The 26,472-nt window shown below is 73.4% G+C and carries 31 protein-coding genes; 13 read left to right on the top strand and 18 right to left on the bottom strand.

What is annotated here, in order from left to right; all coding sequences use genetic code 11:
* Positions 1-287 precede the first annotated feature (287 nt).
* Positions 288-983, top strand: coding sequence for a lytic transglycosylase domain-containing protein (locus MJ876_RS16555; protein WP_240237974.1), 696 nt, complete (start codon positions 288-290; stop codon positions 981-983).
* 52 nt (positions 984-1,035) lie between these two features.
* Complete coding sequence (locus MJ876_RS16550) at positions 1,036-1,572, top strand: GNAT family N-acetyltransferase (protein ID WP_240237972.1); 537 nt, start codon at positions 1,036-1,038, stop codon at positions 1,570-1,572.
* A gap of 298 nt (positions 1,573-1,870) precedes the next feature.
* Here the strand turns inward: MJ876_RS16550 and MJ876_RS16545 are convergent, their stop codons facing one another.
* A complete protein-coding gene (locus MJ876_RS16545) occupies positions 1,871-2,587 on the bottom strand; it encodes a class I SAM-dependent methyltransferase (RefSeq protein ID WP_240237969.1) in 717 nt (238 codons plus the stop codon).
* Complete coding sequence (locus MJ876_RS16540; RefSeq protein WP_240237978.1) at positions 2,584-3,936, bottom strand: aspartate ammonia-lyase; 1,353 nt, start codon at positions 3,934-3,936, stop codon at positions 2,584-2,586. Before MJ876_RS16540 ends, MJ876_RS16545 begins: the two co-directional genes overlap by 4 nt.
* Before the next feature lie 105 nt (positions 3,937-4,041).
* On the opposite strand from MJ876_RS16540, the gene MJ876_RS16535 reads away from it, so the two are divergent.
* The 5 genes from MJ876_RS16535 (at position 4,042) to MJ876_RS16515 (ending at position 6,933) form a co-directional block, all read left to right on the top strand.
* Positions 4,042-4,437, top strand: a complete 396-nt coding sequence (locus tag MJ876_RS16535; RefSeq protein WP_240237967.1) for a helix-turn-helix transcriptional regulator — start codon at positions 4,042-4,044, stop codon at positions 4,435-4,437.
* Positions 4,434-4,940 carry an SRPBCC domain-containing protein gene (locus MJ876_RS16530; protein WP_240237965.1) on the top strand — a complete coding sequence of 169 codons (507 nt, stop codon included), beginning with the start codon at positions 4,434-4,436 and terminating at the stop codon, positions 4,938-4,940. The genes MJ876_RS16535 and MJ876_RS16530 overlap by 4 nt, the downstream gene beginning before the upstream one ends.
* 172 nt (positions 4,941-5,112) lie before the next feature.
* Positions 5,113-5,553: a DoxX family protein gene (locus tag MJ876_RS16525; RefSeq protein WP_240237963.1), complete on the top strand. Its 441-nt coding sequence runs from the start codon at positions 5,113-5,115 to the stop codon at positions 5,551-5,553.
* Between the two features lie 41 nt (positions 5,554-5,594).
* Positions 5,595-6,239 carry a DUF1707 domain-containing protein gene (locus tag MJ876_RS16520; protein ID WP_240237961.1) on the top strand — a complete coding sequence of 215 codons (645 nt, stop codon included), beginning with the start codon at positions 5,595-5,597 and terminating at the stop codon, positions 6,237-6,239.
* Positions 6,240-6,285: 46 nt separating this feature from the next.
* On the top strand, positions 6,286-6,933 hold the full coding sequence (locus tag MJ876_RS16515; RefSeq protein ID WP_240237960.1) for a DUF1707 domain-containing protein: 648 nt from the start codon (positions 6,286-6,288) through the stop codon (positions 6,931-6,933).
* 61 nt (positions 6,934-6,994) lie between these two features.
* On the opposite strand, the gene MJ876_RS16510 is transcribed toward MJ876_RS16515, so the two are convergent.
* Genes MJ876_RS16510 through MJ876_RS16495 form a run of 4 tightly spaced genes read right to left on the bottom strand, consistent with a single transcriptional unit; the run spans position 6,995 to position 11,369 of the window.
* Positions 6,995-8,227 carry an ABC transporter ATP-binding protein gene (locus MJ876_RS16510; RefSeq protein WP_240237959.1) on the bottom strand — a complete coding sequence of 411 codons (1,233 nt, stop codon included), beginning with the start codon at positions 8,225-8,227 and terminating at the stop codon, positions 6,995-6,997.
* Positions 8,228-8,236: 9 nt separating this feature from the next.
* Positions 8,237-9,073, bottom strand: coding sequence for a carbohydrate ABC transporter permease (locus MJ876_RS16505; RefSeq protein ID WP_240237958.1), 837 nt, complete (start codon positions 9,071-9,073; stop codon positions 8,237-8,239).
* 2 nt (positions 9,074-9,075) lie between these two features.
* Entirely contained in the window at positions 9,076-10,026 is a 951-nt protein-coding gene (locus tag MJ876_RS16500; RefSeq protein ID WP_240237957.1) for a carbohydrate ABC transporter permease, read from the bottom strand.
* Complete coding sequence (locus tag MJ876_RS16495) at positions 10,023-11,369, bottom strand: extracellular solute-binding protein (RefSeq protein WP_240237956.1); 1,347 nt, start codon at positions 11,367-11,369, stop codon at positions 10,023-10,025. Before MJ876_RS16495 ends, MJ876_RS16500 begins: the two co-directional genes overlap by 4 nt.
* A 122-nt stretch (positions 11,370-11,491) precedes the next feature.
* Between MJ876_RS16495 and MJ876_RS16490 the strand changes: the two genes are divergently transcribed.
* Complete coding sequence (locus MJ876_RS16490; RefSeq protein WP_240237955.1) at positions 11,492-12,520, top strand: LacI family DNA-binding transcriptional regulator; 1,029 nt, start codon at positions 11,492-11,494, stop codon at positions 12,518-12,520.
* On the opposite strand, the gene MJ876_RS16485 is transcribed toward MJ876_RS16490, so the two are convergent.
* Positions 12,510-13,562, bottom strand: coding sequence for an alpha/beta fold hydrolase (locus MJ876_RS16485; protein ID WP_240237953.1), 1,053 nt, complete (start codon positions 13,560-13,562; stop codon positions 12,510-12,512). The two genes, MJ876_RS16490 and MJ876_RS16485, sit on opposite strands and share 11 nt — an antisense overlap.
* A gap of 64 nt (positions 13,563-13,626) precedes the next feature.
* Between MJ876_RS16485 and MJ876_RS16480 the strand changes: the two genes are divergently transcribed.
* Positions 13,627-14,466, top strand: a complete 840-nt coding sequence (locus tag MJ876_RS16480) for an alpha/beta fold hydrolase (protein ID WP_240237951.1) — start codon at positions 13,627-13,629, stop codon at positions 14,464-14,466.
* A gap of 248 nt (positions 14,467-14,714) precedes the next feature.
* Here MJ876_RS16480 and glpX read toward each other — a convergent pair whose 3' ends face one another.
* From glpX to MJ876_RS16455, 5 genes are read right to left on the bottom strand one after another with little or no spacing between them, the layout of a single operon-like run.
* Complete coding sequence (glpX, locus tag MJ876_RS16475; RefSeq protein WP_240237949.1) at positions 14,715-15,752, bottom strand: class II fructose-bisphosphatase; 1,038 nt, start codon at positions 15,750-15,752, stop codon at positions 14,715-14,717.
* 17 nt (positions 15,753-15,769) lie between these two features.
* Positions 15,770-16,819 carry an ABC transporter ATP-binding protein gene (locus tag MJ876_RS16470; RefSeq protein ID WP_240237947.1) on the bottom strand — a complete coding sequence of 350 codons (1,050 nt, stop codon included), beginning with the start codon at positions 16,817-16,819 and terminating at the stop codon, positions 15,770-15,772.
* Positions 16,777-17,592, bottom strand: coding sequence for an ABC transporter permease (locus MJ876_RS16465; RefSeq protein WP_240237946.1), 816 nt, complete (start codon positions 17,590-17,592; stop codon positions 16,777-16,779). The genes MJ876_RS16470 and MJ876_RS16465 overlap by 43 nt, the downstream gene beginning before the upstream one ends.
* On the bottom strand, positions 17,589-18,380 hold the full coding sequence (modA, locus tag MJ876_RS16460) for a molybdate ABC transporter substrate-binding protein (protein WP_240237945.1): 792 nt from the start codon (positions 18,378-18,380) through the stop codon (positions 17,589-17,591). The genes MJ876_RS16465 and modA overlap by 4 nt, the downstream gene beginning before the upstream one ends.
* The gene (locus MJ876_RS16455; protein ID WP_240237944.1) at positions 18,377-18,772 is read right to left on the bottom strand and encodes a molybdopterin-binding protein; all 396 of its coding nucleotides are present in this window, start codon (positions 18,770-18,772) and stop codon (positions 18,377-18,379) included. The genes modA and MJ876_RS16455 overlap by 4 nt, the downstream gene beginning before the upstream one ends.
* A 96-nt stretch (positions 18,773-18,868) precedes the next feature.
* Between MJ876_RS16455 and MJ876_RS16450 the strand changes: the two genes are divergently transcribed.
* Positions 18,869-19,453, top strand: a complete 585-nt coding sequence (locus tag MJ876_RS16450) for a DUF4245 domain-containing protein (RefSeq protein WP_240237943.1) — start codon at positions 18,869-18,871, stop codon at positions 19,451-19,453.
* Positions 19,454-19,488: 35 nt separating this feature from the next.
* On the opposite strand, the gene MJ876_RS16445 is transcribed toward MJ876_RS16450, so the two are convergent.
* From MJ876_RS16445 to MJ876_RS16435, 3 genes are read right to left on the bottom strand one after another with little or no spacing between them, the layout of a single operon-like run.
* Positions 19,489-19,722 carry an exodeoxyribonuclease VII small subunit gene (locus tag MJ876_RS16445; protein ID WP_240237942.1) on the bottom strand — a complete coding sequence of 78 codons (234 nt, stop codon included), beginning with the start codon at positions 19,720-19,722 and terminating at the stop codon, positions 19,489-19,491.
* Positions 19,719-20,972 (bottom strand): exodeoxyribonuclease VII large subunit, encoded by a 1,254-nt coding sequence (gene xseA, locus MJ876_RS16440; RefSeq protein WP_240237941.1) that lies wholly within the window; start codon positions 20,970-20,972, stop codon positions 19,719-19,721. Before xseA ends, MJ876_RS16445 begins: the two co-directional genes overlap by 4 nt.
* Before the next feature lie 58 nt (positions 20,973-21,030).
* Positions 21,031-21,267 (bottom strand): putative quinol monooxygenase, encoded by a 237-nt coding sequence (locus MJ876_RS16435; protein ID WP_240237939.1) that lies wholly within the window; start codon positions 21,265-21,267, stop codon positions 21,031-21,033.
* A 166-nt stretch (positions 21,268-21,433) separates the two neighbouring features.
* Here MJ876_RS16435 and MJ876_RS16430 point away from each other — a divergent pair, with 166 nt between their 5' ends.
* From MJ876_RS16430 to MJ876_RS16420, 3 genes are read left to right on the top strand one after another with little or no spacing between them, the layout of a single operon-like run.
* Positions 21,434-21,661 (top strand): hypothetical protein, encoded by a 228-nt coding sequence (locus MJ876_RS16430; protein WP_240237937.1) that lies wholly within the window; start codon positions 21,434-21,436, stop codon positions 21,659-21,661.
* Positions 21,662-21,709: 48 nt separating this feature from the next.
* The gene (locus tag MJ876_RS16425; protein WP_240237935.1) at positions 21,710-22,753 is read left to right on the top strand and encodes a 4-hydroxy-3-methylbut-2-enyl diphosphate reductase; all 1,044 of its coding nucleotides are present in this window, start codon (positions 21,710-21,712) and stop codon (positions 22,751-22,753) included.
* Positions 22,753-23,373, top strand: coding sequence for an L-threonylcarbamoyladenylate synthase (locus tag MJ876_RS16420; protein WP_240237933.1), 621 nt, complete (start codon positions 22,753-22,755; stop codon positions 23,371-23,373). Before MJ876_RS16425 ends, MJ876_RS16420 begins: the two co-directional genes overlap by 1 nt.
* Before the next feature lie 76 nt (positions 23,374-23,449).
* Here MJ876_RS16420 and MJ876_RS16415 read toward each other — a convergent pair whose 3' ends face one another.
* Genes MJ876_RS16415 through MJ876_RS16405 form a run of 3 tightly spaced genes read right to left on the bottom strand, consistent with a single transcriptional unit; the run spans position 23,450 to position 26,468 of the window.
* A complete protein-coding gene (locus MJ876_RS16415) occupies positions 23,450-24,451 on the bottom strand; it encodes a sugar phosphate isomerase/epimerase (RefSeq protein ID WP_240237931.1) in 1,002 nt (333 codons plus the stop codon).
* Positions 24,451-25,581: a Gfo/Idh/MocA family protein gene (locus tag MJ876_RS16410; protein WP_240237928.1), complete on the bottom strand. Its 1,131-nt coding sequence runs from the start codon at positions 25,579-25,581 to the stop codon at positions 24,451-24,453. The genes MJ876_RS16415 and MJ876_RS16410 overlap by 1 nt, the downstream gene beginning before the upstream one ends.
* On the bottom strand, positions 25,578-26,468 hold the full coding sequence (locus MJ876_RS16405) for a sugar phosphate isomerase/epimerase (protein ID WP_240237926.1): 891 nt from the start codon (positions 26,466-26,468) through the stop codon (positions 25,578-25,580). The genes MJ876_RS16410 and MJ876_RS16405 overlap by 4 nt, the downstream gene beginning before the upstream one ends.
* Positions 26,469-26,472 lie beyond the last annotated feature (4 nt).

The raw sequence follows: 26,472 nt of genomic DNA, 5'->3' as shown, positions 1-26,472 counted from the left end.
GGTGTGGTTGTCTCACGGGACCCTGGGTGGGGGGGGCGGGGCGCCCGGTGGCCCGAGTGGGTCACGGGGCGCACGGGCCTGGTGTGACGCCTGTGGCGGTCCGGACCGCATCTCCGTCCGGGCGCGGGCCCGCCGGTTTGCCTTGAGGCCCCACCTCGGGCAGGGTGTCCAGGATTCTCGGCGCCCGCCGGACCCCCCGCGTCCGGCCTCCCTCGGACGCCTGCCCGCGTGCGCTGACGCGCGGACCGCACGACCTGCCCTGATGTCTACCCCCGTGAGACCTCCCTGTGCCGAAGCGTGAGAAGTACGTCCCGAAGCACCGCCAGGCGAAGCACCGCGGCGAGCCCGCGCGCCCCGTCGTCGCCCGCAAGGTCGTGGGCAGCACCGTCGCCTTCTCGTCCGCGGCGGTCGTCGCGACCGGCGTCGTCGTCTCCGGCGGCGTCCTGAACGCCGACCAGGTGCCGCTCGACGCCGCGTCCGCCGGCACGACCGTGAGCACGGGCCTCGGCGACTCGGGGGCCACCTCGACCGCCATCGGCACGGAGCGCCTGACGCGCATCCTCACCGAGCGCAGCGAGGCGATCAGCCGGTCGGACCGCCGCGAGAACACCGACCCCGCCAAGGAGGCGGCGCTGGCCCAGGACGGCGGTGCCGGGATGGTCGAGGAGGTCGAGCTCTCCGACTCGGACCCGCGCGACATCGCGCAGGCCCTGCTGCCGGAGTACGGCTTCTCCTCCGACCAGTTCAGCTGCCTCGACTCGCTGTGGACCAAGGAGTCCGGCTGGTCGGTCACGGCCGACAACCCGACGTCCTCGGCGTACGGGATCCCGCAGTCCCTTCCCGGCGAGAAGATGGCCAGCGAGGGCGCCGACTGGGCGACCAACCCCGAGACGCAGATCCGGTGGGGCCTCGGCTACATCCAGGACCGTTACGGCAGCCCCTGCGGCGCCTGGAGCCACAGCGTCGCGAACAACTGGTACTGAGGCGTCCCCGGGTGCGCGACCGGCCCGGTCCTCGACCACTAGTGTCGTGGCGATGGAGATCCTCAGCACGCCGCGCCTGCACCTGGTCCCGCTGACCGGGGCGATCCTCCGGCGTCGCCTGGAGTCCGACGACTTCGAGGCCGTCATCGACCTGCCGGACGGCGCCCGCACGGTCACCTTCGGGCCCCAGTGGCCGGGTGAGGCCCTCACCTCCTTCTCCCGCCTGCTGGAGGAGGTGGGAGACGCCGCCGACGCGGCGGTCGACCTGCGCTACGTCGCCGTCGAGCGTGAGACCGGGTACGCCGTCGCCGAGCTCGGCGCGAAGCGCCCCGTCGACGAGCAGGGCGCCGTGGAGATCGGCTACGGCGTCAACGAGTCGGAGTGGGGCCGTGGTCTGGGCACGGAGGCCGTCGGCGCCCTCGTCGACCACGCGCTGTCCCGCGCCGACGTCGCCCGAGTCCTGGCCCACACCACCCCCGACAACATCGCCAGCCAGCGCGTCCTCGAGAACACCGGCTTCTCCCGCATCGGCAGCACCGTCGAGGAGGGCCACGGGACCGTCGCGGTCTGGGAGCGCGCCGCGTCCTGACGCCGAGCCGGCTCGAACGCGTCGTCGTACGGCGCCGAGTCGGCCCGAACGCGTGGTCGTGCGGCGCCGAGTCGGCCCGAACGCGTGGTCGTGCGGCGCCGAGTCGGCCCGAACGCGTGGTCGTGCGGCGCCGAGTCGGCCCGAACGGGTCGTCGTACGGCGCCGAGTCGGCCCCGGCGCTCGACCTGGAAGGTCGGACACACCTCCGGGGCGTGCGTTCGGGCCGACTCGGCGTCGGTGGGGGATGCGTTCGGGCCGACTCGGCGTCGGTGGGGGATGCGTTCGGGCCGACTCGGCGTCAGGCGGTGGCGGTGAGCACCGCGACGTGGCCGGCGTACGTCCGGGGGCCGTCGAAGGGCGGGAGCGACCAGTCGACGTCCTCGCCGGTGGAGCGGAGGTAGGTCAGGGCCGCGTCGGCGTCCGCAAACGTCGCCCGCGTCTCCACGTCGGTACGTCGGACCGCGGCGAAGTGCCGCCGCAGCCTCGCCTCGCCGTTCTCGGCCGAGAACGACAGCGGGATCGGCTGCCCGCCGGCCTCGCGACGCAGGTCGGCGACGTGCACCTCCCCGAGCGTCACGGCCACCAGCGAGCCGCCGGGTCGCAGCACCCGGCGGATCTCGACGAGGCCGGCGTCGAGGTCGGGCAGGTGGTAGAGCATCCACGCCGCGACCACCACGTCGTACGACGCGGACGGTACGTCCATCGCCGCGGCGTCCATCACCCGCGCCGGGATGCCCCGCTCGGCGGTCAGCGCGACCATCCGCGCCGAGAGGTCCGTCGCGATCAGCGCGACACCGGGGTGGGCGGCACGGATCCGCTCGGCCAGCGCGCCCGTGCCGCACCCGAGCTCGAGGACGTCGGGCAGGGCGCGGGAGGCCGGCAACGCGGCCCCGACCTCGGCGAGGACGACGTCGACCGGGTCGACGCCCGACGGCCCCGGGCCCCAGACGGCCCGGCGGGTCTCGAGCGGGTCCTCGCTCGCGTACTGCCGCCGGACCGACTCGGGATCCCTCACGGGTGGGTCATCGACTCCACGTCGAGGGCCTCGTCGAGCTGGGCCTCGGTGAGCTCGCCGCGCTCGACGAAGCCCATCGCGATGACGGTCTCGCGGATGGTGGTGCCGTCGGCCAGCGCCTTCTTGGCGATCTTGGCGGCCTGCTCGTAGCCGATGTGCTTGTTCAGCGGCGTCACCACCGACGGCGAGGACTCGGCGTAGCGGCGCATGCGCTCGGCGTCCGCGGTGATGCCGTCGACGCAGCGCTGCGCGAGGAGCACCGAGGACGTCGACAGCAGGCGGGCCGACTCGAGCAGGTTGCGGGCCATGACCGGCATCATCACGTTCAGCTCGAAGCTGCCGGAGGCGCCGGCGTGGGTGACGGCGGCGTCGTTGCCGATCACCTGCGCGCAGACCATGAGGGTCGCCTCGGGCAGGACCGGGTTCACCTTGCCGGGCATGATGCTCGAGCCCGGCTGCAGGTCGGGCAGATGGATCTCGGCGAGGCCGGTGGTGGGGCCCGACGACATCCAGCGCAGGTCGTTGCACAGCTTCGTGACCCCGACGGCGATGGTCTTCAGCACGCCGGACAGCTCTACGAGGGAGTCGCGGGCGCCCTGGGCCTCGAAGTGGTCGCGCGCCTCGGTGAACGGCTGGCCCGTGGTCTCGCCGAGCACCTCGATCACGCGGGCGGCGAAGCCGGGCGGGGTGTTGATGCCGGTGCCGACCGCCGTGCCGCCCAGCGGCAGCTCGCGCACACGGGGGAGGACGGCGTCGAGCCGCTCGGCGGCGTACCGCATCGTCGCGGCGTACCCGCCGAACTCCTGGCCGAGCATGACCGGGGTCGCGTCCATGAGGTGCGTGCGCCCGGACTTCACCAGCCCGGCGAACTCCTGCGCCTTCGCCTCGAGCGACTCCGCGAGGACGGCGAGCGCGGGCTCCAGGTCCTCGGTGACCGCGAGCGCGGCGGCCACGTGGATCGCGGTGGGGAAGGTGTCGTTCGACGACTGGCTGGCGTTGACGTGGTCGTTCGGGTGGACGTCGGTGCCGGCGGCGGACGCCAGCGAGGCCAGGACCTCGTTCATGTTCATGTTCGAGCTCGTGCCGGACCCGGTCTGGAAGACGTCGAGCGGGAAGGCGTCGAGGTGCTCGCCGGTGGCCACCTGCTCCGCGCCGGTGCGGATCGCGGAGGCCCGCGCCTCGTCCAGCACGCCGAGCTCGGCGTTGACGACGGCGGCGGCCTGCTTGACCCTCGCCATGGCCTGGATCAGCCGCGGCTCGAGGGTCGTGCCCGAGATCGGGAAGTTCTCGATCGCCCGCTGGGTCTGCGCCCGCCACAGGGCGTCGCGAGGCACCTGGACCTCGCCCATCGAGTCGTGCTCGGTGCGGAACTCGCCCGCCTGACCGCCGTCCTGGGTGCTCACGGCGGCACACTACTGTGGACCAATCGGTAACTGATCTGTTACCAATAGGGGGTGGACCCCTTCGCTGCTCTCGCCGACCCGGTGCGCCGGGGGCTGCTCCGGGCGCTCGCCGACGGGTCGGCCCGCGTGGTCGACCTGGCGGCCACCCGGCCCATCAGCAGGCCGGCCGTCAGCCGCCACCTGCGCGTGCTGGGCGAGGCCGGCCTGGTGGAGGCGAGCGACGTCGGGCGCGAGCGGCACTACCGGTTGCGGCGCGAGGGCCTCGCACCCGTGACGGCCTGGCTCGACGCCGTGGCCGCGGCCCCGCGGGTCGGCGCGGACCGGCTCGACGCGCTCGATCTGGAGGTCCGCCGGACCGTGCGCGACCGGCGCGTCGACCCCGACCGGGTCGCCGGGCTGGACGAGGGGCTGGACGAGGGGCTGGACGAGGGACTGGAGACGGCATGAGCAGGACGGCGACGGGACGGCGCGAGCGCCGCGGCGAGGACGACTGGATCGTCATGGAGCGCCGGTTCACCGCGGGTGCGGACGACGTGTGGGCCGCGCTCACCGACCCCGAGCGCATGCGCCGGTGGATCGGCACCTGGACCGGCGACCCCGCCGACGGGCACGTCCGGTTCCTCATGCTCGCCGAGGGGGACGACGTCCCGGCCGAGACGATGTGGATCGACGAGTGCGACCCGCCGCGGCGTCTCCGGCTGCGGTCCGAGGTCCCCGGCGAGGACGTCGTGTGGCGGATCGAGGTCGACCTGCTCGAGCGGGACGGCGTGACGACGCTGCGGTTCGCGCAGGACGTGCCTCGCGCCGGCCTCGCCGAGAGCGTCGGGCCGGGGTGGGAGTACTACCTCGACCGGCTCGTCGCCGCCGAGACCGGCGGGGACGTCGACGCCGTCGACTTCGACACCTACTACCCGGCGCTGAGCCCGGCGTACGCCGACCCTGGGGCGTAGCGCCCAGGCCTGGGTCGGGGTGGGGGTCGGGGGTCGGCCACCTCACACCGGCACGCGGCCCGGAATTCACGGTCGTCTCAGGAACGCTGCCTAGCGTCGGAGGCTCCGTCCGCGGCCGTGCCGCGCGGTGCCCGCCCCTCGCCGTCCCTCGTCCCCTGGAGGTCGTCCACCCATGCCCACCCGCCCCACCCGCACGGACCTCGCCCTGCTCGCCGCCCGCCTCGTGGTCGGCGTCGTGCTGCTCGCCCACGCCCTGCCGAAGCTCCGGGCCGGCGTCGGCGCGACCGCCGAGGGCTTCGCCGCGATGGGCGTCCCGCTGCCCGAGGTCTCCGCGGTCGGCGTGATGGCGATCGAGTTCGGCGGCGGCCTGTGCCTGCTGCTCGGGCTCGCCACCCGCGTCGCGGGCGTCGCCGTGGCCGGGGTGATGGCGGGGGCCTTCTGGTTCGCCCACCGCGGCCTCGAGCCCCTGGCCTCCGAGGGCGGGTGGGAGCTGGTCGCCCTCATCGGCGTCCTCGGCCTCGTGCTCGCCGCCACCGGCGCGGGCGCGCTCTCCGGCGACCGGTTCGTCGCCGCCGGCCGCCGCGACGTGGTGAGGGAGAGGGTCGGCGTCTGACGGCGCCCCCGCCCCGCCGGTGAGCGTCCTAGGGTGGCCGCATGAGCCTGCAGGAGCCCACGGGTGGTGATCCCGCCCGGCTGCGCATCTCCGACGCCGAGCGGCACCGGACCGCGGACGTCCTGCGCGACGCCGCCGCCGAGGGCCGCCTCGACCTGACCGAGCTCGAGGAGCGCCTCGAGGCGACGTACGCCGCCAAGACCTACGCCGACCTGGTGCCGATCGTGGCCGACCTCCCGGCCGGCCGCGACACCGGCGTCACGCTCCCGGGCGCGGTGCCCCCGCCGGGGCCGCTCGTCCCCGCCCAGCGCCACGACGTGAGCGTCGCGGTCATGTCCGGACAGGACCGCCGCGGCGTGTGGGAGGTCGGCCCGACCCACCAGGCGTTCGCGCTCATGGGCGGCGTCGTCCTCGACCTGCGCGAGGCACGGTTCACGACCCGCGAGGTGGTGATCACCGCGAACACCTTCTGGGGCGGCGTCGACATCGTCGTCGGCGCCCGCCACCGGGTGTCCGTCGAGGGCTTCGGGATCATGGGCGGCTTCGCGGAGCAGAAGCCGAGGGTGGACGCCGCCCTCGACGCCGACTCACCCCTGGTCCGGGTCCGCGGCGTCGCGATCATGGGTGGCGTCTCCGTCACCCGGAAGGCCGACCCCGGGCAGAAGAAGCTCCGCCGACGCGGCTGACATCTGTCACGTCACGACGGGCCGGGGCTGCGCCAGGATGGGACCCATGAGCGATCCAGCCCTGCAGCGTGTCTCCGACGCCGAGCGACAGCAGGTCGCCGAGGTCCTGCGGACGGCCGCGGGGGAGGGGCGCCTCGACCTCGACGAGCTGGACGAACGTCTCGAGTCGACCTGGACGGCGAAGACGTACGCCGACCTGGTGCCCGTGCTGGTCGACCTGCCGGAGCAGGCCCCGACGCCGCCCGGCGCGGCGGTGGCGCACCCGGGCTCGCGGTCGCCGCACGGCCGGAACCCGGCCACGGCGGCCGCGGTCGAGCACGGCTCGTCGATCGGGGTCCTGAGCGAGCAGAAGCGCACCGGCGTCTGGCGCGTGCCGCCCACCCACACCGCGACCGCCGTCCTCGGGGCGGTCACGATCGACCTCCGCGAGGCGGTCTTCGTCGAGCGCGAGACCGTCATTCAGGCCAACGCCGTCCTCGGCGCCGTGGAGGTGTACGTCGACGCGGAGACCGCCGTGGTCGTCGACGGGACCCCGGTGCTCGGCGACGTGACCGGGGTGAAGGACAAGGTACCGGCCGACCTGCACGACGGATCGCCCGTCGTCCGCGTGAAGGGTCTGGCGATCCTCGGCAGCGTCACCGTCATCAGGAAGGCGATGCCGGGGGAGAGGACGAAGGGCTGGCGCTGGCACTGAGCTCCCGCCGCGGCGGGAGGGGTCGGTGCCGGCGCCAGCCCTCCGGCCGGTCGCGCGGTGCTCAGCCCGCGGCGGCGGGCTGCTCCGCGGCCTCCTCCATGGCGCCGCCGTGGATGTACCCGGCGTTGCCGCGGTCGACCGTGAGGTTCTCCCCGGTCGCGGGGTCGAACAGGTGCATCTTCGAGGAGTCGACCCAGATCTCCGCCTCCTCGCCCTCCGCGATGCGGCTCGCGCCGTCGAGGGACACCACGAGCTGGGTGCGCAGGGACTCACCGTCCAGGTCCCGCTCCAGCTGCTCGAGCTGACCGCGGACCTCGTCGGGGGCCTCGAACGGGATGTAGGCGTACGCCTCGTTGCCGAGCCACTCGACGACGTCCACCTTGGCGCGGAAGGTCGAGCCCTGCCGGTCGCCGTCGACCACGGCGGCGTCCTCGAAGTGCTCGGGGCGGATGCCGGCCATGAGCAGGCCGTTGGCGGCCGCGGCCGAGACCTTGTCGGCCTTCTCCTGCGGGATCTGCACCGTGCCGAAGGGCAGCTCGACCGACGTCCCGCTCACCTTGGCGGGCAGGAAGTTCATCGGCGGGGAGCCGATGAAGCCCGCGACGAACAGGTTGCCGGGGTTCGTGTAGAGCTGCCGCGGGGACGCGAGCTGCTGCAGGACGCCCCGCTTGAGGACGGCGACCCGGTCGCCCAGCGTCATCGCCTCGGTCTGGTCGTGGGTCACGTAGACGGTGGTGATGCCGAGCCGCTTCTGCAGCCGCGCGATCTCCGACCGCATCTGCCCGCGCAGCTTGGCGTCGAGGTTGGACAGCGGCTCGTCGAAGAGGAACGCGTCGGCGTCACGGACGATCGCGCGCCCCATGGCGACGCGCTGGCGCTGACCACCGGAGAGGTTCCCGGGCTTGCGCTGCAGGTGCTCGTCCAGCTCCAGCGTCTTGGAGGCGGCGTTGACCTTCTCCTTGATGGTGGCCTCGTCGGCACCGGCGAGGCGCAGCGGGAACGCGATGTTCTCGAAGACCGTCAGGTGCGGGTAGAGGGCGTAGTTCTGGAAGACCATGGCGAGGTTGCGGTCCCTCGGCGCCAGGTCGTTGACCTTCCTGTCGCCGATGATCATGTCGCCCGAGGTGATGTCCTCGAGGCCCACGATCATGCGCAGCAGGGTCGACTTACCGCAGCCCGACGGGCCGACGAGGATGACGAACTCGCCGTCCGCGATGTCGATCGAGACGTCGTTGACCGCCGGGAAGCCGTCGCCGTACTTCTTGACGATGTTCTTCATGGTGATGGAAGCCATGGTGAGTTCCTATCCCTTCACGGCGCCGGAGGTGAGACCGGCGACGATCTTTCGCTGGAAGACGAGGACGATGAGGATGATCGGGATGGTCGCGACGACCGCGCCGGCGGCCAGCAGCGACGCCGGGCGGTTGAACGGGTCCGCGCCGACGAAGAACGACAGTGCGGCGGGGATCGGTCGCGCCGCCTCGGTCGAGGTCAGCGAGATGCCGAAGACGAAGTCGTTCCAGGCGAAGAAGAAGGTCAGGATCGCCGCCGTGAACACGCCGGGCGCGGCCAGCGGCACGATGACCTTGCGGAACGCCTGCCAGCTCGTGGCCCCGTCGACCTGGGCCGCCTGCTCCATCTCCCACGGGATCTCGCGGAAGAACGCCGAGAGGGTCCAGATCGCCAGCGGGAGCGTGAAGGACATGTAGGGGATGATCAGGCCGATCCACGTGTCGTAGATGCCGATGGCCCGCCACATGTCGAACAGCGGGCTGACCAGCGAGACGACCGGGAACATCGCGATCGCCAGGGCGGTGGTCAGCACGAACCGCTTGCCCTTGAACTCCAGGCGCGCGATGGCGTACGCCGCGAGGGTCGCCAGGATGACCGACAGCGTCGTGGCGATGAGGCAGATGCCGATCGAGTTCCCGATGGCCCGCACGAACTGGTCGTTGGCGAAGACGTCCGCGTAGTTCTGGAACCCGGCGAACCCGCCGCTCGTGGGCAGGAAGCCGGGGCTGCCCGCCGTGATCGCGTCCTGGGTCTTGAACGACAGCGAGATGATCCAGACGACCGGCAGCAGGCACCAGACGAGGATCAGCGCGACGCCGGCGATCAGGCCGGCCTTGTTCCTGTCCATGCTCAGCTCTCCTGTCGGGCTTGGGCGAGGTCGACGCGGAAGATCTTCACGATCAGGAACGCGATCAGCAGGACCGAGAGGAACAGCAGCACCGACAGGGCGGAGCCGATGCCGAACTGGAACTGCTCGACCACCTGCTGGTAGGTCAGGAAGGACACCGAGCGGGTGCCGACGGCGCCGTTCGTCATCACGAAGATGTTGTCGAAGACGCGGTAGGCGTCGAGGGCCCGGAACAGCACCGCGACCATGATCGCCGCCCGCATGTTCGGCAGCACCACCTTGGTCATCCGCTGCCACCAGGTCGCGCCGTCCACCTTGGCGGCCTCGACCATGTCCTCGGACACCTGGGCCAGGCCGGCGAGCAGCAGCAGCGACATGAAGGGCGTGGTCTTCCAGATCTCCGAGACCATGATCGCGGTGATCGCGCTGCCGTACTGGCCGAACCAGTTGAAGTCCGTCGAGACGAGGGGCAGCCAGGAGTTCACGAAGCCGTTGGTGTTCGAGAACGCGAACTGCCAGGCGAAGCCCGAGACAACGGTGATGATGCCGTAGGGGATGAGGATCGACGTCCGGATCAGTCCCCGGGCGAAGATCACGCGGTGCATCACGAGCGCGAAGGCGAAGCCGATCACGAGCTCGACCGCCACCGTGACGACCATGATGAACACGGTGTTGAGCGTCGTGAGCCACAGCGCGGAGTCGGTGAGGGCGGTGACGTAGTTCTGGACGCCCACGAACTCCCGCTCCTCCGGCGCGGTGAGGCTGTAGTCGAAGAGGGACAGGTAGAGCGACCGCAGCATGGGGAAGGCGGTCACGAGCAGCATGAGCACGAGGGCCGGGGCGACCAGGCGCTGACCCAGGCGGTTCTCGGCCTTGAGCCGGTCGCTGTCGACCGGCACGGCCTTCTTCTCGGGCACCCCACGGCTGTCCGCGGGTGCGGTGACGGCGCTCACAGCAGGCTCCTCCCCTCGAGGACGGACCGCACGAAGTCGGCAGACTGCTGCGGGGTGGTGTCCGGGTTGACGTCGTCCGGCGAGTGCCACTGCTGCTGGATCGCCACGGAGATCTGGTTGTAGAAGGCGCTCTTGGGGCGCGGCGCCCCGGTGTCGATCGAGGTGCGGTAGAGCTCCAGCAGGTCGGCCGGGAAGTTGTCCCGCAGCGCGTCGGACTCGTAGACCGACGCCCGCGAGGGCATCAGGCCGTCGTTCACGGCGAGCTGCTCCTGGGCGCTCTGGTCGGTCACGCAGAGCGCGGCCTCGCGGGCGAAGTCGGGGTGGTCGGTGTAGGCCCCGACGCCGATCTCGATGCCGCCGATCGGGGGCCTGGACTCCTCGCCCTCGACGGTCTGGGGGTAACGGGCCCAGCCGAGGTCGTCGAACTCCTGCTGGCTGATCTGCCCCTCGCCGTCGCCGACGAGGCCCTGGTAGTTCGCGTAGACGAACGTCCAGTTCGTCATGAACTCGCCGGGCCCGCCGTCCGCCGGGTACATGTACGCGAGGGTCGTGCCCTCGTTCGAGACGGTGAAGTCGGGCTGGCGGGCCGGGCTCTCGGCGAGCTTCTGCACGATCGCCGCCGCCTCGCGGCCGGCCTCGGAGTCGAGGTCGACCTGGGCGTCGCGGCCGGCCTCGGTGTCGCTGATGATGTCGCCACCGGCGCCGGCGATCAGGGAGTTGATCCAGACGACGTACGCCTCGTACTGGTTGGCCTGCACGCCGACGGTGCCGCCCTCGGCGGACGCGGCGTCGATGACCTGGTCCCAGGTGACGGGCTGGCTCATGTCGAGGCCGGCGGCCTGGGCGAGCGAGCGGCGGTACCAGAGCACCTGCGTGTTGGCCCACTGAGGCGCCGCGTAGACCGCGTCCTCCCACACCACGGTGTCGGCGGCGCCCTGGAGGGTGTCGTCGTCGATGGTGTCGTCCGGCAGCTCGAGCAGCCAGTTGGCGTTCGCGAACTCCGGCACGAAGACGGGGTCGATGCTCATGAGGTCTGTCGAGGAGTCCTCCGCCGCCAGGCGCCGGGCGAGCTGGGTGCGCTGGTCGGTGGCGCTGGCGGGCAGCAGCTGCGTGACGACGTCGTACTCGTCGGTGCTGCAGTCGGCGGCGATCGCGGCGAGGGTGTCCTGCCCGTCGGGGTTGATGTACCAGTTCAGGGTCGGCTTGCCCCCGTCGCCGCCACAGGCGGTGAGGAGGCCGGCCGCGGCCACGAGCGTGGCGGCCGCCGCGAGCCCCCGGCGTCCGGGGCGTCGGCGTCGGCGGCGCCCCGGTGTCGGCGTCGTTCCTCGCCCTGTGGGCGTCATGGGCCACTCCTCCCCGTCGGGTGCCGCTCCAGAACTGGTGCGTTGCTGAATCGAGTCAGCAGGCCAATACTGTGACGTGCTTCACCCATGGGGGTCAAGATTGCACGAGACAGGAGTGACGCATGGTGCGCGGCGCCCGGAAGCCCCGGCTGGCTGACGTGGCCGCGCGCGCCGGGGTGTCCCGGACGACCGCGTCGTACATCCTCAACGGCCGCTCCGACGAGATGCGCATCTCCGCCGAGGCGGTCGCCCGCGTGCGGGCCGCGGTGGTCGACCTCGGCTACCGGCCCAACCGGACGGCGCGCAGCCTGCGCACCGCCCAGACGCGCACGGTGGGGCTCATCTCCGACAACGTCGCCAGCGGGCACTTCGCGAGCCGGATGCTGACGGGCGCCAGCGCCGCGGCCCGCGAGGCCGACCACTTCCTGCTCATCGGCGAGACGGACGGCGACCCGCTGGTCGAGCGGCTGCTGGCCGAGCAGATGCTCGACCAGGGGGTCGACGGCATCGTCTACGCCACGCTGCGCCACCGGGAGGTCGTGGTCCCGCCGTCGCTGCTCCAGGCCCGCGTCGTCCTGCTGAACTGCGTCGACCCCGCCAGCGGCCTGCCGGCGGTCGTGCCCGACGAGCACGGTGGCGGCCGGGCCGCGGCGGACCTCGCCGCACGAGCGGCCGGCCCGGTCGTCGTGGTCGGCGACGAGCGCGAGCAGGGGACCCACGCCGGGACGATGCGCCTGGCCGGGCTCGAGGAGCGCCTGGACGAGCTGGGCCGGGCGGTGGACGACGTCGTCCGCTGCGACTGGACCGTGCCCGCGGCCCGGTCGGCACTGGCGTGCTGGTGGTCGGGCGGGGGGCCGGCCGGCTCGCTGGTCTGCATGAACGACCGCGTCGCGATGGGCGCCTACCAGGCCCTGGACGGGCTCGACGCCTCGATCCCGGCCGACGTCGCCGTCGTGTCCTTCGACGGCTCCGAGCTCGCGTCGTGGCTGACGCCGACGCTCACCACGGTCGGGCTGCCGTTCGCCGACCTCGGGGAGGCGGCGGTCCGCACGCTGCTCGACCCCGACGCCCGGGGGTCGGGCACGCAGCGCCTCGCCATGCCCGTCGTCCACGGCGGGTCGGTGCCCACCGTGGCCCGGGTCACGCCGTGACGTCGCCTCCGACGCCGTCGACCGTGCCGTCGGCCGTGCCGTCGACCGTGCCGTCGACCGTGCCGTCCACGACGCGGTCGGCCGTACGCCGTACGGCGTCGGCGAAGGCGGGGTAGAGCGCCGCCGGGAGGTCGTGGCCCATGCCCGGGACGACGACGAGCTCGGCGTCCGGGATGGCGCGCGCCGTGGCGCGGCCGCCGGAGAGGTTGACCATCAGGTCCTTGTCGCCGTGCACGACGAGGGTCGGGACGCGCAGCGAGTGCAGCGCCCGCGTGCGGTCGGGCTGGCTGACGATGGCGAGCATCTGGCGCAGCACGCCGCCGTTGGAGATGCCCCGGTCCCACGTCTCGGCCGCCCGGTCACGGACGACCTGGTCCTCGTCGGGGTAGGCGGGGGAGCCGATGAGCTTCCAGAAGGTCGCCGAGGTCTCGACGTACGCCTCCTTGCCCGCGTGGCGCGACATCGTCAGCGCGGGCAGCAGCCGCGGGTGCTGCCAGCCCACCGAGCGCCGTCCCGTCGTCGACATCACCGAGGTCATCGACCGGACGCGGCCGGTGTGGTGGAGGGCGAGGTCCTGGACGATCATCCCGCCCATCGACACACCGACGACGTGCGCCGAGCAGAGTCCGAGGTGGTCGAGCAGGCCGGCGGCGTCGTCCGCCAGGTCGCTGATCGAGTACGGCGCGTCGATGGGCATGCCCAGGAAGCCGCGCACGAGGGCGTTGCGGCTGACCCGGCGGCGGACCCGGGAGGAGCGGCCGACGTCGCGGTTGTCGTAGCGGATGACGAAGAAGCCGCGGCGCGCGAACATGCGGCACAGCGGCTCGTCCCACCAGTTCATCGGTCCCGACAGGCCCATCACGAGCAGGAGCGGCTCGTCGTCGGGGTCGCCGAAGGTCTGGTAGCAGACCTCCACCCCGGCGTTGACGGGCGCGAACATCTCCTCGGAGGCGACCACGCGCGCGAGGGCCTCCGGCGCGTCGGCGGCGTCGGGCTCGACCGGGCCCGAGAAGTCCGGGAGTCGGTCGGGGTGGGTCGTCATGGGCTCAGTCAACACCTGTGACGTTCGGGAGACACGTCAACCTCCGAGCCCGTACCCTGGGTATGTGACGAGGGCCACAGCCGGATCGACGCTCGCGGGGTTCCTCTGCCCGGAGGGCTTCGCCCCTCCCGCGCTGCGCGCGATCGCCCAGGAGGCCCGGTTGCTGCCGGAGGTCGGGCGCGCCGCCCGGCACGGCTTCTCCTCCGCCCGGCAGCGACGCGGCGCGCCGTACGCCGGCGCGCGGCCGGCCCGCGTCGGCCAGCCGGTGCTGCTGGTGCCCGGCTTCATGGCGGGTGACCGCTCGCTGGCCTGGATGGCCCACGAGCTGCGCGCCGACGGCTACCGCACCCACCGGTCCGGGATCACCTCCAACGTCGGCTGCACCCGCTCGGTGCTGGAGTCGCTGGAGCGCCGGGTCGAGGCGGTGGCGATCCGCCGGGGGAGTCCCGTCCTGCTGGTCGGGCACAGCCTCGGCGGCATGCTGGCGCGCGGCCTCGCCGGCCGTCGCCCCGACCTCGTCGCCGGTCTCGTGACCCTCGGCAGCCCCGTCCAGGCGCCCGGCGCCCACCACCGCCTGCTCACCGTCGGCGTCAGCACCCTGACGCGCCTCGCCGCCGCCGGCCTGCCCGGGGTGATGGCCGGTGACTGCGTGCGCGGCGACTGCGCCCGCGCCGCCTTCGAGGCCACCACGGCCCCGCTCGCCCCGCACGTGCCGTGGACGGCCGTGTACTCCCGCCACGACGGCGTCGTCGACTGGCGCGCCTGCACCCACCCCGCCGCCGTCGGGGTCGAGGTCACCACCTCGCACTGCGGCATGGCCGTCGCCCCCAGCGTCGTCGAGGTCGTCCGGACGGCCCTCGCCGCCGCCTGCGCGCCACTCAGGCCGGTCGCCGCCACCGCCTGACGCCCTCGCGCGGGTCGAGTCGGCACGTCTGCGCAGCTGGAGGACGTCGAGTCGGCACGTCTGCGCAGCTGGAGGACGTCGAGTCGGCACGTCTGCGCAGCGCAGGGACGTCGAGTCGGCACGTCTGCGCAGCGCAGGGACGTCGAGTCGGCACGTCTGCGCTCGTTCGGGCCGCCTCGGCGGTGTGGGGTGGTGCGTTCGGGCCGACTCGGGGGTGTGGGGTGGTGCGTTCGGGCCGACTCGGCGGCTCAGTCGAAGTCGATCGCCGAGTAGGCGCGCAGCTTGCTGAGGCGGTGCTCGGAGCGGATGGTGCGGATCGTCCCGGAGCGGGAGCGCATGACGAGCGACTCGGTGTCGGCGCCGCCACCGCGGTACTGCACGCCGCGCATGAGGTCGCCGTCGGTGATGCCGGTGGCGACGAAGAAGCAGTCGTCGCCGGTGACGAGGTCGTCGGTGGACAGGACGTGGTCCGGGTCCAGGTCGTGCCCGGCGTCCAGGGCGCGCTGGCGCTCGTCGTCGTCGGTCGGCCACAGGCGACCCTGGATCACGCCGCCGACGCACTTCATCGCGCAGGCGGTGATGATCCCCTCGGGGGTGCCGCCGATGCCGAGGAGCAGGTCGACGCCGCTGCCGGGGCGGGCGGCCGCGATCGCGCCGGCCACGTCGCCGTCCACGATGAACTTGATGCGCGCGCCGGTGGCGCGGATCTCCTCGGCCAGCGCCTCGTGGCGCGGCCGGTCGAGCAGGACGACGGTCACGTCCTCCTTCGAGGAGCCCTTCGCCTTGGCGACGCGCGCGATGTTCTCGGCGACCGGCAGGCGGATGTCGACGGAGTCCGCCGCCTCCGGCCCGGCCACCAGCTTCTCCATGTAGAACACGGCCGAGGGGTCGTACATCGAGCCGCGCGGCGACACCGCGAGGACGGCGACCGCGTTGCTCATGCCCTTCGCCGTCAGCGTGGTGCCGTCGATGGGGTCGACGGCGACGTCGCACTCCGGCCCGGTGCCGTCGCCGACCTTCTCGCCGTTGTAGAGCATCGGGGCGTCGTCCTTCTCGCCCTCGCCGATCACGACCGTGCCGTTCATCTGGATCGTCGAGATCATCACGCGCATCGCGTGGACGGCGACCCCGTCGGCGCCGTTCTTGTCGCCCCGGCCCACCCACCGGCCGGCGGCCATGGCGGCCGCCTCGGTGACGCGCACCAGCTCCAGCGCGAGGTTGCGGTCGGGCGAGAGGGGGGAGACGGCGAGCTCGTCGGGGACGGCGTCGGCGGCGGCGTCGGTCATGCTCCGAACCCTAGCCGTCACGGCCCGTCGTGGGAGCCCGCCCGATCGCCGCCGTACGCCCTCACGGCTGTGGCCTTCACCGTCAGCCACACCTCGACGCCGGGCGCCAGCCGAAGCTCGGCCGCGGCCTCGGGGGTCACGTCGGCCAGCAGGTCCGTCCCGGCGGCCTCGCGGGTGTCCACCTGCACGCGGACGGCGTCCCCGTGGGGCGTCAGGCCGCCGACCCGCCCCCGCCACCGCAGGCGGGCCGACCCCTCGGGACGCGCGGTGGACACCGTCACGTCCTGCGGCCGGAACGCGGTGAACCCGTCGGGCCCGCTGAGCACGTTGAGCCCCACCAGGCGGGCCACGTGGTCGGTGCGCGGGTGGGCGGCGACGTCGGACGGCGTGCCGGTCTGCGCCACCCGCCCGTCGTCGAGGACGACGACCCGCTGGGCCAGCGTCAGTGCGTCGAGCGCGTCGTGGGTGACCATGAGGGTCACCCCGGCGAAGTCCGCGAGGTGCTTCGCCAGCTCGATCCGCAGGGTCGCGGCGACGCCGACGTCCAGGCCGGAGAACGGCTCGTCGAGCAGCAGCAGGTCGGGCTCGGTGACCAGCGCCCGCGCGATCGTCACCCGCTGCGCCTGCCCGCCCGACAGGGCGCCGGGACGACGACCGGCCAGGGCGCCGACGCCCAGCCGGTCCAGCCACGCCTGGGCGCGGTCGGCCGCCTCGCCCCGTCGTGCGCCGCGGGCCCGGAGGCCGAAGGCGACGTTCTCGCGGGCCGACAGGTGCGGGAAGAGCGCCTGCCCCTGCACCACCCAGCCGACGCGGCGCTCCCGCACGGGCAGGGGCGGGTGGGTCCAGGAGCGGCCGCCGACCTCGACGGACCCCGACATCTCCACCAGGCCCGCCAGGGCCGTGAGCAGGGTGGTCTTGCCGGCGCCGTTCGGGCCGATCACCGCCAGCACCTCCCCGGGGCCGGCCTCGACGTCGGCCGCGAGACGACCGGGGACGTCGATCCGCGCTCGCAACCCGGACGAGGTCACCGGCCCGCCCCCGCGGTCCCGGCCCCCGCGCTCAGCCACCGGTTGCGCAGTAGCGCCAGCACCGCCACCGACACCCCGAGCAGGATGATGCTGAGCGTCTGCGCGGTCTCCCGGTCGTTCTGCAGGGTCTGGTAGATCAGGGACGGCATGGTCTGCGTGATGCCCTGGTAGTTGCCCGCGAAGGTCACGGTCGCCCCGAACTCCCCGAGCGAGCGCGCCCAGGCCAGGACGGCCCCGGCGACGACGCCCGGCATCGCCAGCGGGAGCGTGACGCGGCGGAACGTCGTCCAGCGGGAGGCGCCCAGCGTCGCCGCCACCGCGTCGTACCGCTCGCCGCTGGCCCGCAGCGCCCCCTCCACGCTGAGCACGTAGAACGGCATCGCGACGAAGGTGTGGGCGATGACGACCGCGGGCGTCGTGTACGGGATGACGACCCCGGTCGCGTCGCGCAGCACCGACCCGACGACGCCGCTGCGACCCAGGGCCGAGACCAGCGCGACACCGGCCACGACCGGCGGCAGGACGAGCGGCACGGTGACCAGGGCGCGGGCCAGGGACCGGCCGCGGAACTCCACCCGCGCGAGCACCCACGCCAGGGGAGTGCCGATCAGCAGGCACAGGACGACCGTGCTCAGCGAGGCGAGGCCGGTCAGCCGGAGCGCGTCGAGCACCTCCTCGGAGGCGACCAGCTGCGGCAACCGCGCCCACGGGGTCACGACCAGCAGCGAGACGAGGGGGACGAGCAGCAGCGTCAGCCCGATGCCCGCCGGGACCAGGAGCAGCAGCGGCGGGCGACCGAGCCCGCGCGTCACGGGCTCCCGAAGCCTGCGTCCGACAGCACGCCCTGACCGTAGTCGGACAGCACCAGGTCGACGAAGGCCTGGGCGGCCTCTGGGTCCTCGGACTGCTCGAGCACGCCGATCGGGTACGACGTCGGGTCGTCCGCCGCGCCAGGGATCTCGATGGTCTCGACGTCGTCGCCGGCCGACATCGCGTCGGTCGTGTAGACGAGACCGGCGTCCGCCTCGTCGGCCACGACGCGCTCCAGGGTGGCCCGGACGTCGGGCTCCAGGCTCGAGGGCTCGTTCGTGAGGCCGGCGTCCTCGATCAGGGTCGCGGCGATGGCGCCGCACGGTGCGGTGTCGACGCACGCCACGTAGGTCACGTCGTCGGCGTCCAGGTCGTCGAAGGACTCGATCCCGGCCGGGTTGCCGGCGGGGACGACGACGACGAGGGTGTTGGTGGCGAAGATCTCCGGCCCCTCCGCGACGGCGTCCCCGTCGACGGCGGTCTGCATGGAGTTCTCGTCGGCGGTGGCGAGCACGTCGCCGGGTGCCTGGTCGGCCGCCTGCTCGGCGAGCGTCCCCGAGGAGTCGTAGGTCGCCTCGACGGTGACCCCCTCGTTCTGGGACTCGAACTCCTCGGCGATCTGGTCGAACGCGTCGGTCAGCGACGCCGCGGCCTGCACGCGCAGGACGGTGTTACCTCCGCCGCCCTGCTCGGAGCCGCCGTCGTCACCACCCCCACAGGCGGCGAGGGTGGCCACGAGCAGGGTGGCGGGGGCGACGACGGACAGGCGGACGGACGGACGACGGTTCACGGGCGCTCCACGACGACGTTGGTGGACTTCACCGAGGCGATGGCCCGGGCGCCGGGCTCGAGGCCCAGCTCGCGGGCCGCCTCGGCGCTCATCAGCGACACCATCCGGTAGGGGCCGCAGATCATGTCGACCTGCGCCATGACGGTGTCGAGCGTGACCTTGACGACGATCCCCTGCAGGCGGTTGCGGGCGCTGACCGCGGAGGCACGGGTGCGCTCGCGGTCGGGGTGGTCGGCGAGGGACTCGGCGAGCCGGGCGAGGTCGACGCCGGGCACCACGGTGCGCCCGTCGGTGACCGTCGCCGGCAGCCGGCCCGCGTCGACCCATCGGCGCACCGTGTCGTCGCTGACTCCGAGCAGCTCGGCGGCCTCGGCGATGCGGTAGTGGGTCACGGAGCGGATCGTGCCGCATGTGCGGATTATTTGCCATCAGTAGTCCGCATGTGAGGACGATTCGGGTCTCCAGGTGAGCCCCGGGACAATGGTGGGGTGAGTCAGACCCGCCAGCCCGCCGGTCGCCCCGGGCGGTACGACCGCTCGTTCTCGGGCCTCGTCGGCGCCATGCTCGTCCTGGTCCTGGTGGTCGGGGCGTTCGTGGTGTGGCGCGGGTTGTTCCGGGAGAACGACTTCCAGCCGGTCGAGCCGCTCGACTACGCCGAGACCGTGTCGATCGCGCAGGAGAGCGGGTTCGACCCCGTCTACCCGAGCAGCCTCCCCGACGGGTGGGAGGCGACCAGCGTCGACCTCGACCCGACCTCGTCGCGCCAGAACACCGTCTGGGCGCTCGGGGTGCTCACCGACGAGCGGCGGTTCGTCGGGGTCACCCAGGGCGACCAGCTCGACGACATGGTCGAGCTGTGGTTCGCCGAGGACGTCGAGGAGACCGGCACCGAGGCGCTCGACAGCGGGCTCGCCCGGGAGTGGACGCGCTACGCCGACGGCGAAGGCGAGGTCGGGTACGCCGCGGAGGTCGGCGGTGAGGACGTGCTGGTCCACGGCTCCGCCCCCGAGGACCAGGTCGTCGGGTTCCTGGAGCTGCTCACCCAGGACCGCCTGCCGCGCGACCAGGGCTGAGCGGCGCCGGCCGACCGGTCCCCGCCTGCACGCGGCTAGGAGTCCTGCTCGCCGAGGACGGCGTCGAGCCGCTCGCGGGCGCCGTCGAGCCAGGTCTGGCACGTGCGAGCCAGCTCCTCGGCCTGCTCCCACAGGCGCAGCGACTCCTCCAGCGAGGTGCCGCCCGACTCGAGGCGGCCCACCACCTCGATCAGCTGCTCACGGGCCGCCTCGTAGCCCAGCGGCTCCTCGCCCGTCGACTGTGCCGCCCCGGTCGTCGTGTCGCTCACGCGTCCTCCTCCTCGTCCGGTCCTGCGCCCGCAGGATCCGCCTCGACCGCGGTCGTGGTCGCGACCAGCCGCCCGTCGGCCACCCGGATGCGGACGTCGACGCCCACGGCGGCGCCGGTCGCCGAGACCAGGTGCCCGTCGGCGTCGGTCACGACCGCGTAGCCGCGCCGCAGGGTCGCCAGGGGCGAGAGCGCGCGGGCGCGGGCGCGGCGGTGGTCGACGTCGTCGGCGGCGCGGTCGAGGCGGTGGCCCAGGGTGCGGCGCGCGCGGTCGCGCAGCGCGGTCACCTCGTCGCCGCGGGCGGCGAGCATCGTGCGCGGGTCGGCCATCGACGGCCGTGCCCGGATCGCGTCGAGGCCGGCCTGCTCCCGCTCCACCCGTCGTACGACGACGGCGCGGGCGACGTCGCGCGTCGCGCGGATGCCCGCCACCTCCTCCTCGAGGTCCGGCACGACCCGGCGGGCGGCGTCCGTCGGGGTCGAGGCGCGGACGTCGGCGACGAGGTCGAGCAGCGGGGTGTCCTGCTCGTGGCCGATCGCCGAGACGACCGGCGTCCGGGCGGCCGCGACGGCGCGGACCAGACCCTCGTCGGAGAACGGGAGGAGGTCCTCCACGTTGCCGCCGCCGCGGGCGACGACGATGACGTCGACCTCGGGGTGGGCGTCGAGTCGCTCGACGCCCGCGATCACCTCGGCCGCTGCGCGGTGGCCCTGCACCGACGCGTACGCCGTCTCGACGACGACGCCGGGGAAGCGGCGGCGCGCGTTCTCCACCACGTCGCGCTCGGCCGCCGAGCCGCGGGCGGTGACGAGACCGACGCGACGCGGGAGGAAGGGCAGGGGGCGCTTGCGCTCGGTGGCGAAGAGTCCCTCCGCGGCGAGCAGCTGGCGCAGCCGCTCGAGCCGGGCCAGGAGCTCGCCCAGGCCGACCGCCCGGATCTCGCGCGCGGCCAGGGAGAAGGAGCCGCGGGCGGTCCAGAAGCTGGGCTTGGCGTGGACGAGCACGCTCGCACCCTCGACCAGTGGCGGCGACATCGCGTCGAGGGTGGCGCGGGGGGTGGTGACGGTGACGCTGACGTCGGCGAGGGTGTCGCGCAGCGTGAGGAACACGGTCGCCGAGCCGGCCCGGCGGTTGAGCTGGGAGACCTGGCCCTCCACCCAGACGGCGCCGAGCTTGTTGATCCACTGGCCGACGAGCATGGCGACCTGGCGCACCGGTGCCGGTGCCTCCGGTGACGTCTCCAGGGCCATGCCGCGACCCTAGGGGAGACCGCCGACGGCGGACGCCGCACGGGACGGTGCGGGCGTCTCAGTCGAACGGGTCGCGCTCGGCCGCGACGTCGAAGCGCCGGACGTGGTCGGAGCGCATCGGTGCCTCGACCCGGGGCGGGTCGGCCTGGGCCCGCCAGCGAGCGAGCCTGTCCTCGGAGGCCCAGCGCTCGTAGACGTTCACCCGGCCGGGCTCGAGGGCGTCGGCGGTGACGGCGAAGTCGAGGCAGCCCTCGAACGCCCGGACCCGGGTGGTCATCTCCTCGAACGAGGCCACACCCAGTCGTCGCGCAGGTCGGGATCAATCGTCACGTGTCCGGCGATGATCAGCATGACCGGGTCGACCCCAGTCGCCGTCCGGACTCATCGGCGGGTCGCGTACGCGGGGCCTGGCGCACATGGTATCTAGCCAAACTCTATCCAGTTGATCTAGATTGGGCGGCATGGCCCTGCACGCGCCCTCCCAGCCCGGTCCCGTCCGCACCGCCGGCTCGAACGGGGCGTCCGGCGAGCTCACGATGGTCGACCTGATCGGCGTCGGCGTCCTGACCGCACCGTCCTTCGTGCTCCCCGTCGCCGTGGGTCCCTCGTTCGAGGCCCTCACGCTGGGCGTCGGTGGCGCGGTCGCCGGCGTGGCCTGGCTGGTCCGCCGCTCGTTCCCACGTCGCTGACCCGCCGCCGATGGGCCCATCTGGCCCGCACTCCCTAGAATCGACGGCATGAGCATCGACCTCGGCACGCCCGCCGTCCTGTCCCCGGACGAGGCCGAGAAGGCCGTCCTGCTCGCCGCCCCGCGCGGCTACTGCGCCGGCGTCGACCGCGCCGTCATCACCGTCGAGCAGGCCCTCGACCTGTACGGCGCGCCGGTCTACGTGCGCAAGCAGATCGTCCACAACAAGCACGTGGTCCGCGACCTGGAGTCGCGCGGCGCGATCTTCGTCGAGGAGATCGAGGAGGTCCCCGCGGGCTCCACCGTCGTGTTCTCCGCCCACGGCGTGAGCCCCGAGGTGCACCGACAGGCCGCCGAGCGCGACCTCAAGGCGATCGACGCGACCTGCCCGCTGGTGACGAAGGTCCACCACGAGGCCAAGCGCTTCGCCGCCGAGGACTACGACATCCTCCTCATCGGCCACGAGGGCCACGAGGAGGTCGAGGGCACCGCCGGCGAGGCCCCCGAGCGCATCCAGCTCGTCCAAGGCCCGGACGACGTGGCGAACATCGTCGTCCGCGACCCCGAGAAGATCGCCTGGCTCTCCCAGACCACGCTCTCGGTCGACGAGACCCTCGAGACCGTCGCCGCGATCCGGGAGCGCTTCCCCGCGCTGCTGGACCCGCCGAGCGACGACATCTGTTACGCCACCCAGAACCGCCAGCTGGCGATCAAGGAGATCGGCAAGGACGCCGACCTCGTCATCGTCGTCGGCTCCGCGAACTCGTCGAACTCGGTGAGGCTCGCCGAGGTCGCGCTCGAGGCCGGCGCCAAGGCGGCGTACCGCGTCGACGACGCCTCCGAGATCGACGAGGCGTGGCTGGACGGCGTCGACCGCGTGTCGGTCACCTCCGGCGCCTCGGTGCCGGAGTCGCTGGTGGAGGGCGTGCTCGCCTACCTCTCCGAGCGGGGCTACCCCGACGCCCGCGCCGTCCACACGGCCGAGGAGTCGCTCATCTTCGCGCTGCCGCCCGAGCTGCGCCGCGACATGAAGGCCCGCGACAGGGCCCGCGCCGCCGCCGGTCCGGGCACCACCCCCGGCGCCGGCGCCTGATGGCGCGGTACGTCGACCTCCACCCGGTCGACCCGCAGCCCCGGCTCGTCCGGCAGGTGGTCGAGCAGCTGCGGGACGGCGCGCTGATCGCCTACCCCACCGACTCCGGCTACGCCCTGGGCTCGGCGCTGGACAACCGGGACGGCCGCGACCGGATCCTGCGCATCCGCGGGCTCGACGATCGGCACCACTTCACCCTCATGTGCCGCGACTTCAGCCAGCTGGGCCAGTTCGTGCACGTCCCGAACGCCGCGTTCCGGGTCATCAAGGCGGCCACGCCCGGTCCGTACACCTTCATCCTCCCGGCCACCCCCGAGGTGCCGCGCCGGCTGATGCACCCGAAGAAGCGCACGGTCGGCGTCCGCATCCCCGACCACCCGCTGGTCTGCGCGCTGCTCGAGGAGCTGGGGGAGCCGCTGCTCACCAGCACCCTGATCCTCCCCGGCGAGACCGAGGCCCGGACCATGGGCTGGGAGGTCAAGGAGGACCTCGACCACGTCGTCGACGTCGTCCTCGAGTCCGGTGAGGTCACCGCCGAGCCGACCACGGTCGTCGACCTGTCGGGCGACGAGCCCGAGGTCCTGCGCCACGGCGCCGGCGACGCCTCGCGCTTCGAGTAGCGCTCCCGCTGGTCGAGGTGCGAGGCCCGCCGGGGCCGAGCCTCGCCGAGGCTCGTCGCACCTCGACCAGCGACGGTCAGCTCTGGTCGAAGGCCGCGTCGAACGACGCGCTGGGCAGCTCGAAGTCGAACCGCCTGAGGAACTCGAGCGCCTCCTCGGCGCCGCGGAGGCGGTCCATGCCGGCGTCCTCCCACTCGACCGAGATCGGGCCGTCGTAGCCGATGCGCGCGAGGGCGCGGAAGGCGTCCTCCCACGGGACGTCGCCACGGCCGGTCGAGACGAAGTCCCACCCGCGCCGCTGGTCGCCCCACGGCAGGTGCGACGACAGGACGCCGTTGCGCCCGCCGCCCATCCGCATCCGGGTGTCCTTGCAGTCGACGTGGTAGATCCGGTCGGCGAAGTCGGTGATGAAGGCGACCACGTCGAGGCCCTGCCACATCATGTGGCTGGGGTCCCAGTTCAGGCCGAACGCCGGGCGGTTGCCGACGGCCTCGAGGGCGCGGACGGTCGACCACCAGTCGTAGGCGATCTCCGAGGGGTGCACCTCGTGCGCGAAGCGGACGCCGCACTCGTCGAAGACGTCCAGGATCGGGTTCCAGCGGTCCGCGAAGTCGGTGTACCCGGCCTCGATCGTCGAGGCGGGCACGGGCGGGAACATCGCGACGTACTGCCAGATCGAGGAGCCGGTGAAGCCGACGACGGTGTCGATGCCCATCGCGCGGGCGAGGCGGGCGGTGTTCCCGACGTCCTCGGCGGCACGCTGCCGCACGCCCTCCGGGTCGCCGTCGCCCCAGACGTCGGCGCCGACGATGGACCGGTGGCGGAAGTCGATCGGGTCGTCGCACACCGCCTGGCCCTTGAGGTGGTTCGAGATCGCCCAGCAGCCGAGGCCGTGCTTCTCCAGGATCCCCATCCGCTCGGCGACGTAGTCGGCGTCGTCCCAGCGGGAGGCGTCGAGGTGCTCGCCGGAGACGGCGATCTCGAGGCCGTCGTAGCCCCAGCCGGCCGCCAGGCCCGCGACCTCGTCGAGGGTCAGGTCGCCCCACTGGCCGGTGAACAGGGTGAATCGCTTGCCCATCAGGAGCCCTCCAGCTCGATACGCGCGCCGCACCGGGCGGCGGAGTCGGTGACGGCACCGAGTACCCGCTGCACCGCGAGTCCGTCCGCGAAGGACGGCGCCACGTCGGTGCCGTCCGCGACGGCGCGGAGCAGGTCGGCGGCCTGGGAGGTGAACGTCGAGTCCCACCCGAGGGTGTGGCCCGGCGGCCACCAGGCGTCGAGGTAGGGGTGGTCGGGGTCGGTGACCAGCATGCGGGCGTCGCCGCCGCCGGTCTCCAGGGTCAGCTCGTTGAGCCGCTCGAGGTCGAAGGTGATCGAGCCGCGGTCGCCGTACAGCTCGAGGCGCAGGGCGTTCTTGCGGCCGGTGGCCATGCGCGAGACCTCGACGCTCGCGACGGCGCCGTCGGCGAGGCCGAGGGTCATCCAGGCGGCGTCGTCGACCGTGACCTCCTCCGGCCCGTCGGGGCCGGGGCGGGTCGGCACGAACGTGGCGAGCTGGCCGCTGGCCCATCGGGTCTCGCCCGCGTCGCCGAGCAGGAAGCGGAGCTGGTCGACGACGTGGGCGCCGAGGTCGCCGAGGACGCCGGTGCCGGCCTCGCTCGCGCGCAGCCGCCAGGTCATGGGGGCCTCGGGGTCGACCAGCCAGTCCTGCAGGTACGCCGCCCGCACCTGGCGGACCCGTCCGATGCGGCCGTCGGCGACGAGCCGGCGGGCCAGCGCGAGGGCGGGGACGCGGCGGTAGTTGAAGCCGACCATCGCGACAGCGCCGTGGTCGCGAGCCGCACGCTCGGCGGCGGCGACGAGCTCCTCGGACTCCGCGACGGTGTTCGTCAGCGGCTTCTCGACGAGCACGTGCTTGCCCGCCTCGAGCGCCGCGAGGGCGATCTCGTGGTGGAGGTGGCCGGGGGTGCAGACGTCGACCAGCTGGACGTCCTCACGCTCGACCACGCTGCGCCAGTCGGTGGTGGACTCCGCCCACCCGTACGTCGTCGCGGCGTGCGCGACCGCGGCGCTGTCGCGCCCGGCCAGCACCTGCTGGCGCACGCGCGGCAGGCCGGGGTGGAAGGCCCCGACGTTGCGCCACGCGTTGGAGTGCGCCTTGCCCATGAAGGAGTAGCCGACGACGGCCACCCCGAGCTCGTCGCTCACGGCTGGTCCTCTCTCGCTGCCGCTCCGGGGGTGGGGGAGCCGGTCAGCCTTCGCAGGAACGCCAGCCCGTCGCGGGCCAGGTCGTCCTGGGTGGGGGCGAGCGGCCGCCAGATGGAGGCGGCGGTCGCGATGGTCTCGTTGTCGCCGGTGAAGCTCTCGATGACGAGGGGGCCGGCGTAGCCCACCTCGTCGAGCGCGGCGAGGACGCCGTCCCAGTCCGTCTGGTCGCCACCGGGGGCGCCGCGGTCGTTGCCGCAGACCTGCACGTGCGCGAGGTGCTGGCCGGCGGTGCGGACGGCGTCCGCGGACGACCGCTCCTCGATGTTCAGGTGGTAGGTGTCGAGCGCGAGCCCGAGGCCCTCCCCGAGCAGCCCGTCGAGGCCGGTGAGGGCCTGGTCGACGGTGTTGACCAGCGAGGTCTCGTAGCGGTTGAGCGGCTCGATCCCGAGCCGGACGCCGGCCGCCACCGCGTGCTCGACGACCGGCGCGAGGTGCTCGCGCCACTCGCCGTACGCCGCGTCGCGGGCCTCGGCGTCCAGGCGCCAGGTGCGCCCGGTGGCGGCGTAGAACGGGCCGCAGACGCTCGTCGCGCCGACGCCCGCGGCGAGGTCGACGCACGCCCGCAGGTAGTCCTGCGTGGCGGCGACGACCTCCGGGTCGGCCGCGACCAGGTCGCGGCCGGGAGCCATGGCGCCGACGACGTACGGCGTCAGGCCGTGCGCCGCCAGGGCGCCCCGGACCCTCTCGACCGAGAGGAGCCCGGGACGCTCCAGGGGCAGCTCGACGGCGTCGAACCCGAGGTCCGCGACGCGGCTGAGCACCTCGTCGAGGTTCTCGTCGGTCAGGGGGGAGACCCAGACCCAGGTGTTGACGCCGAGGAGCCTCATGCGA

The sequence above is a fragment of the Nocardioides sp. CFH 31398 genome (assembly GCF_022436705.1).
Classification (GTDB): Bacteria; Actinomycetota; Actinomycetes; order Propionibacteriales; family Nocardioidaceae; genus Nocardioides.
This window is presented reverse-complemented; position numbering and strand designations above follow the sequence as displayed.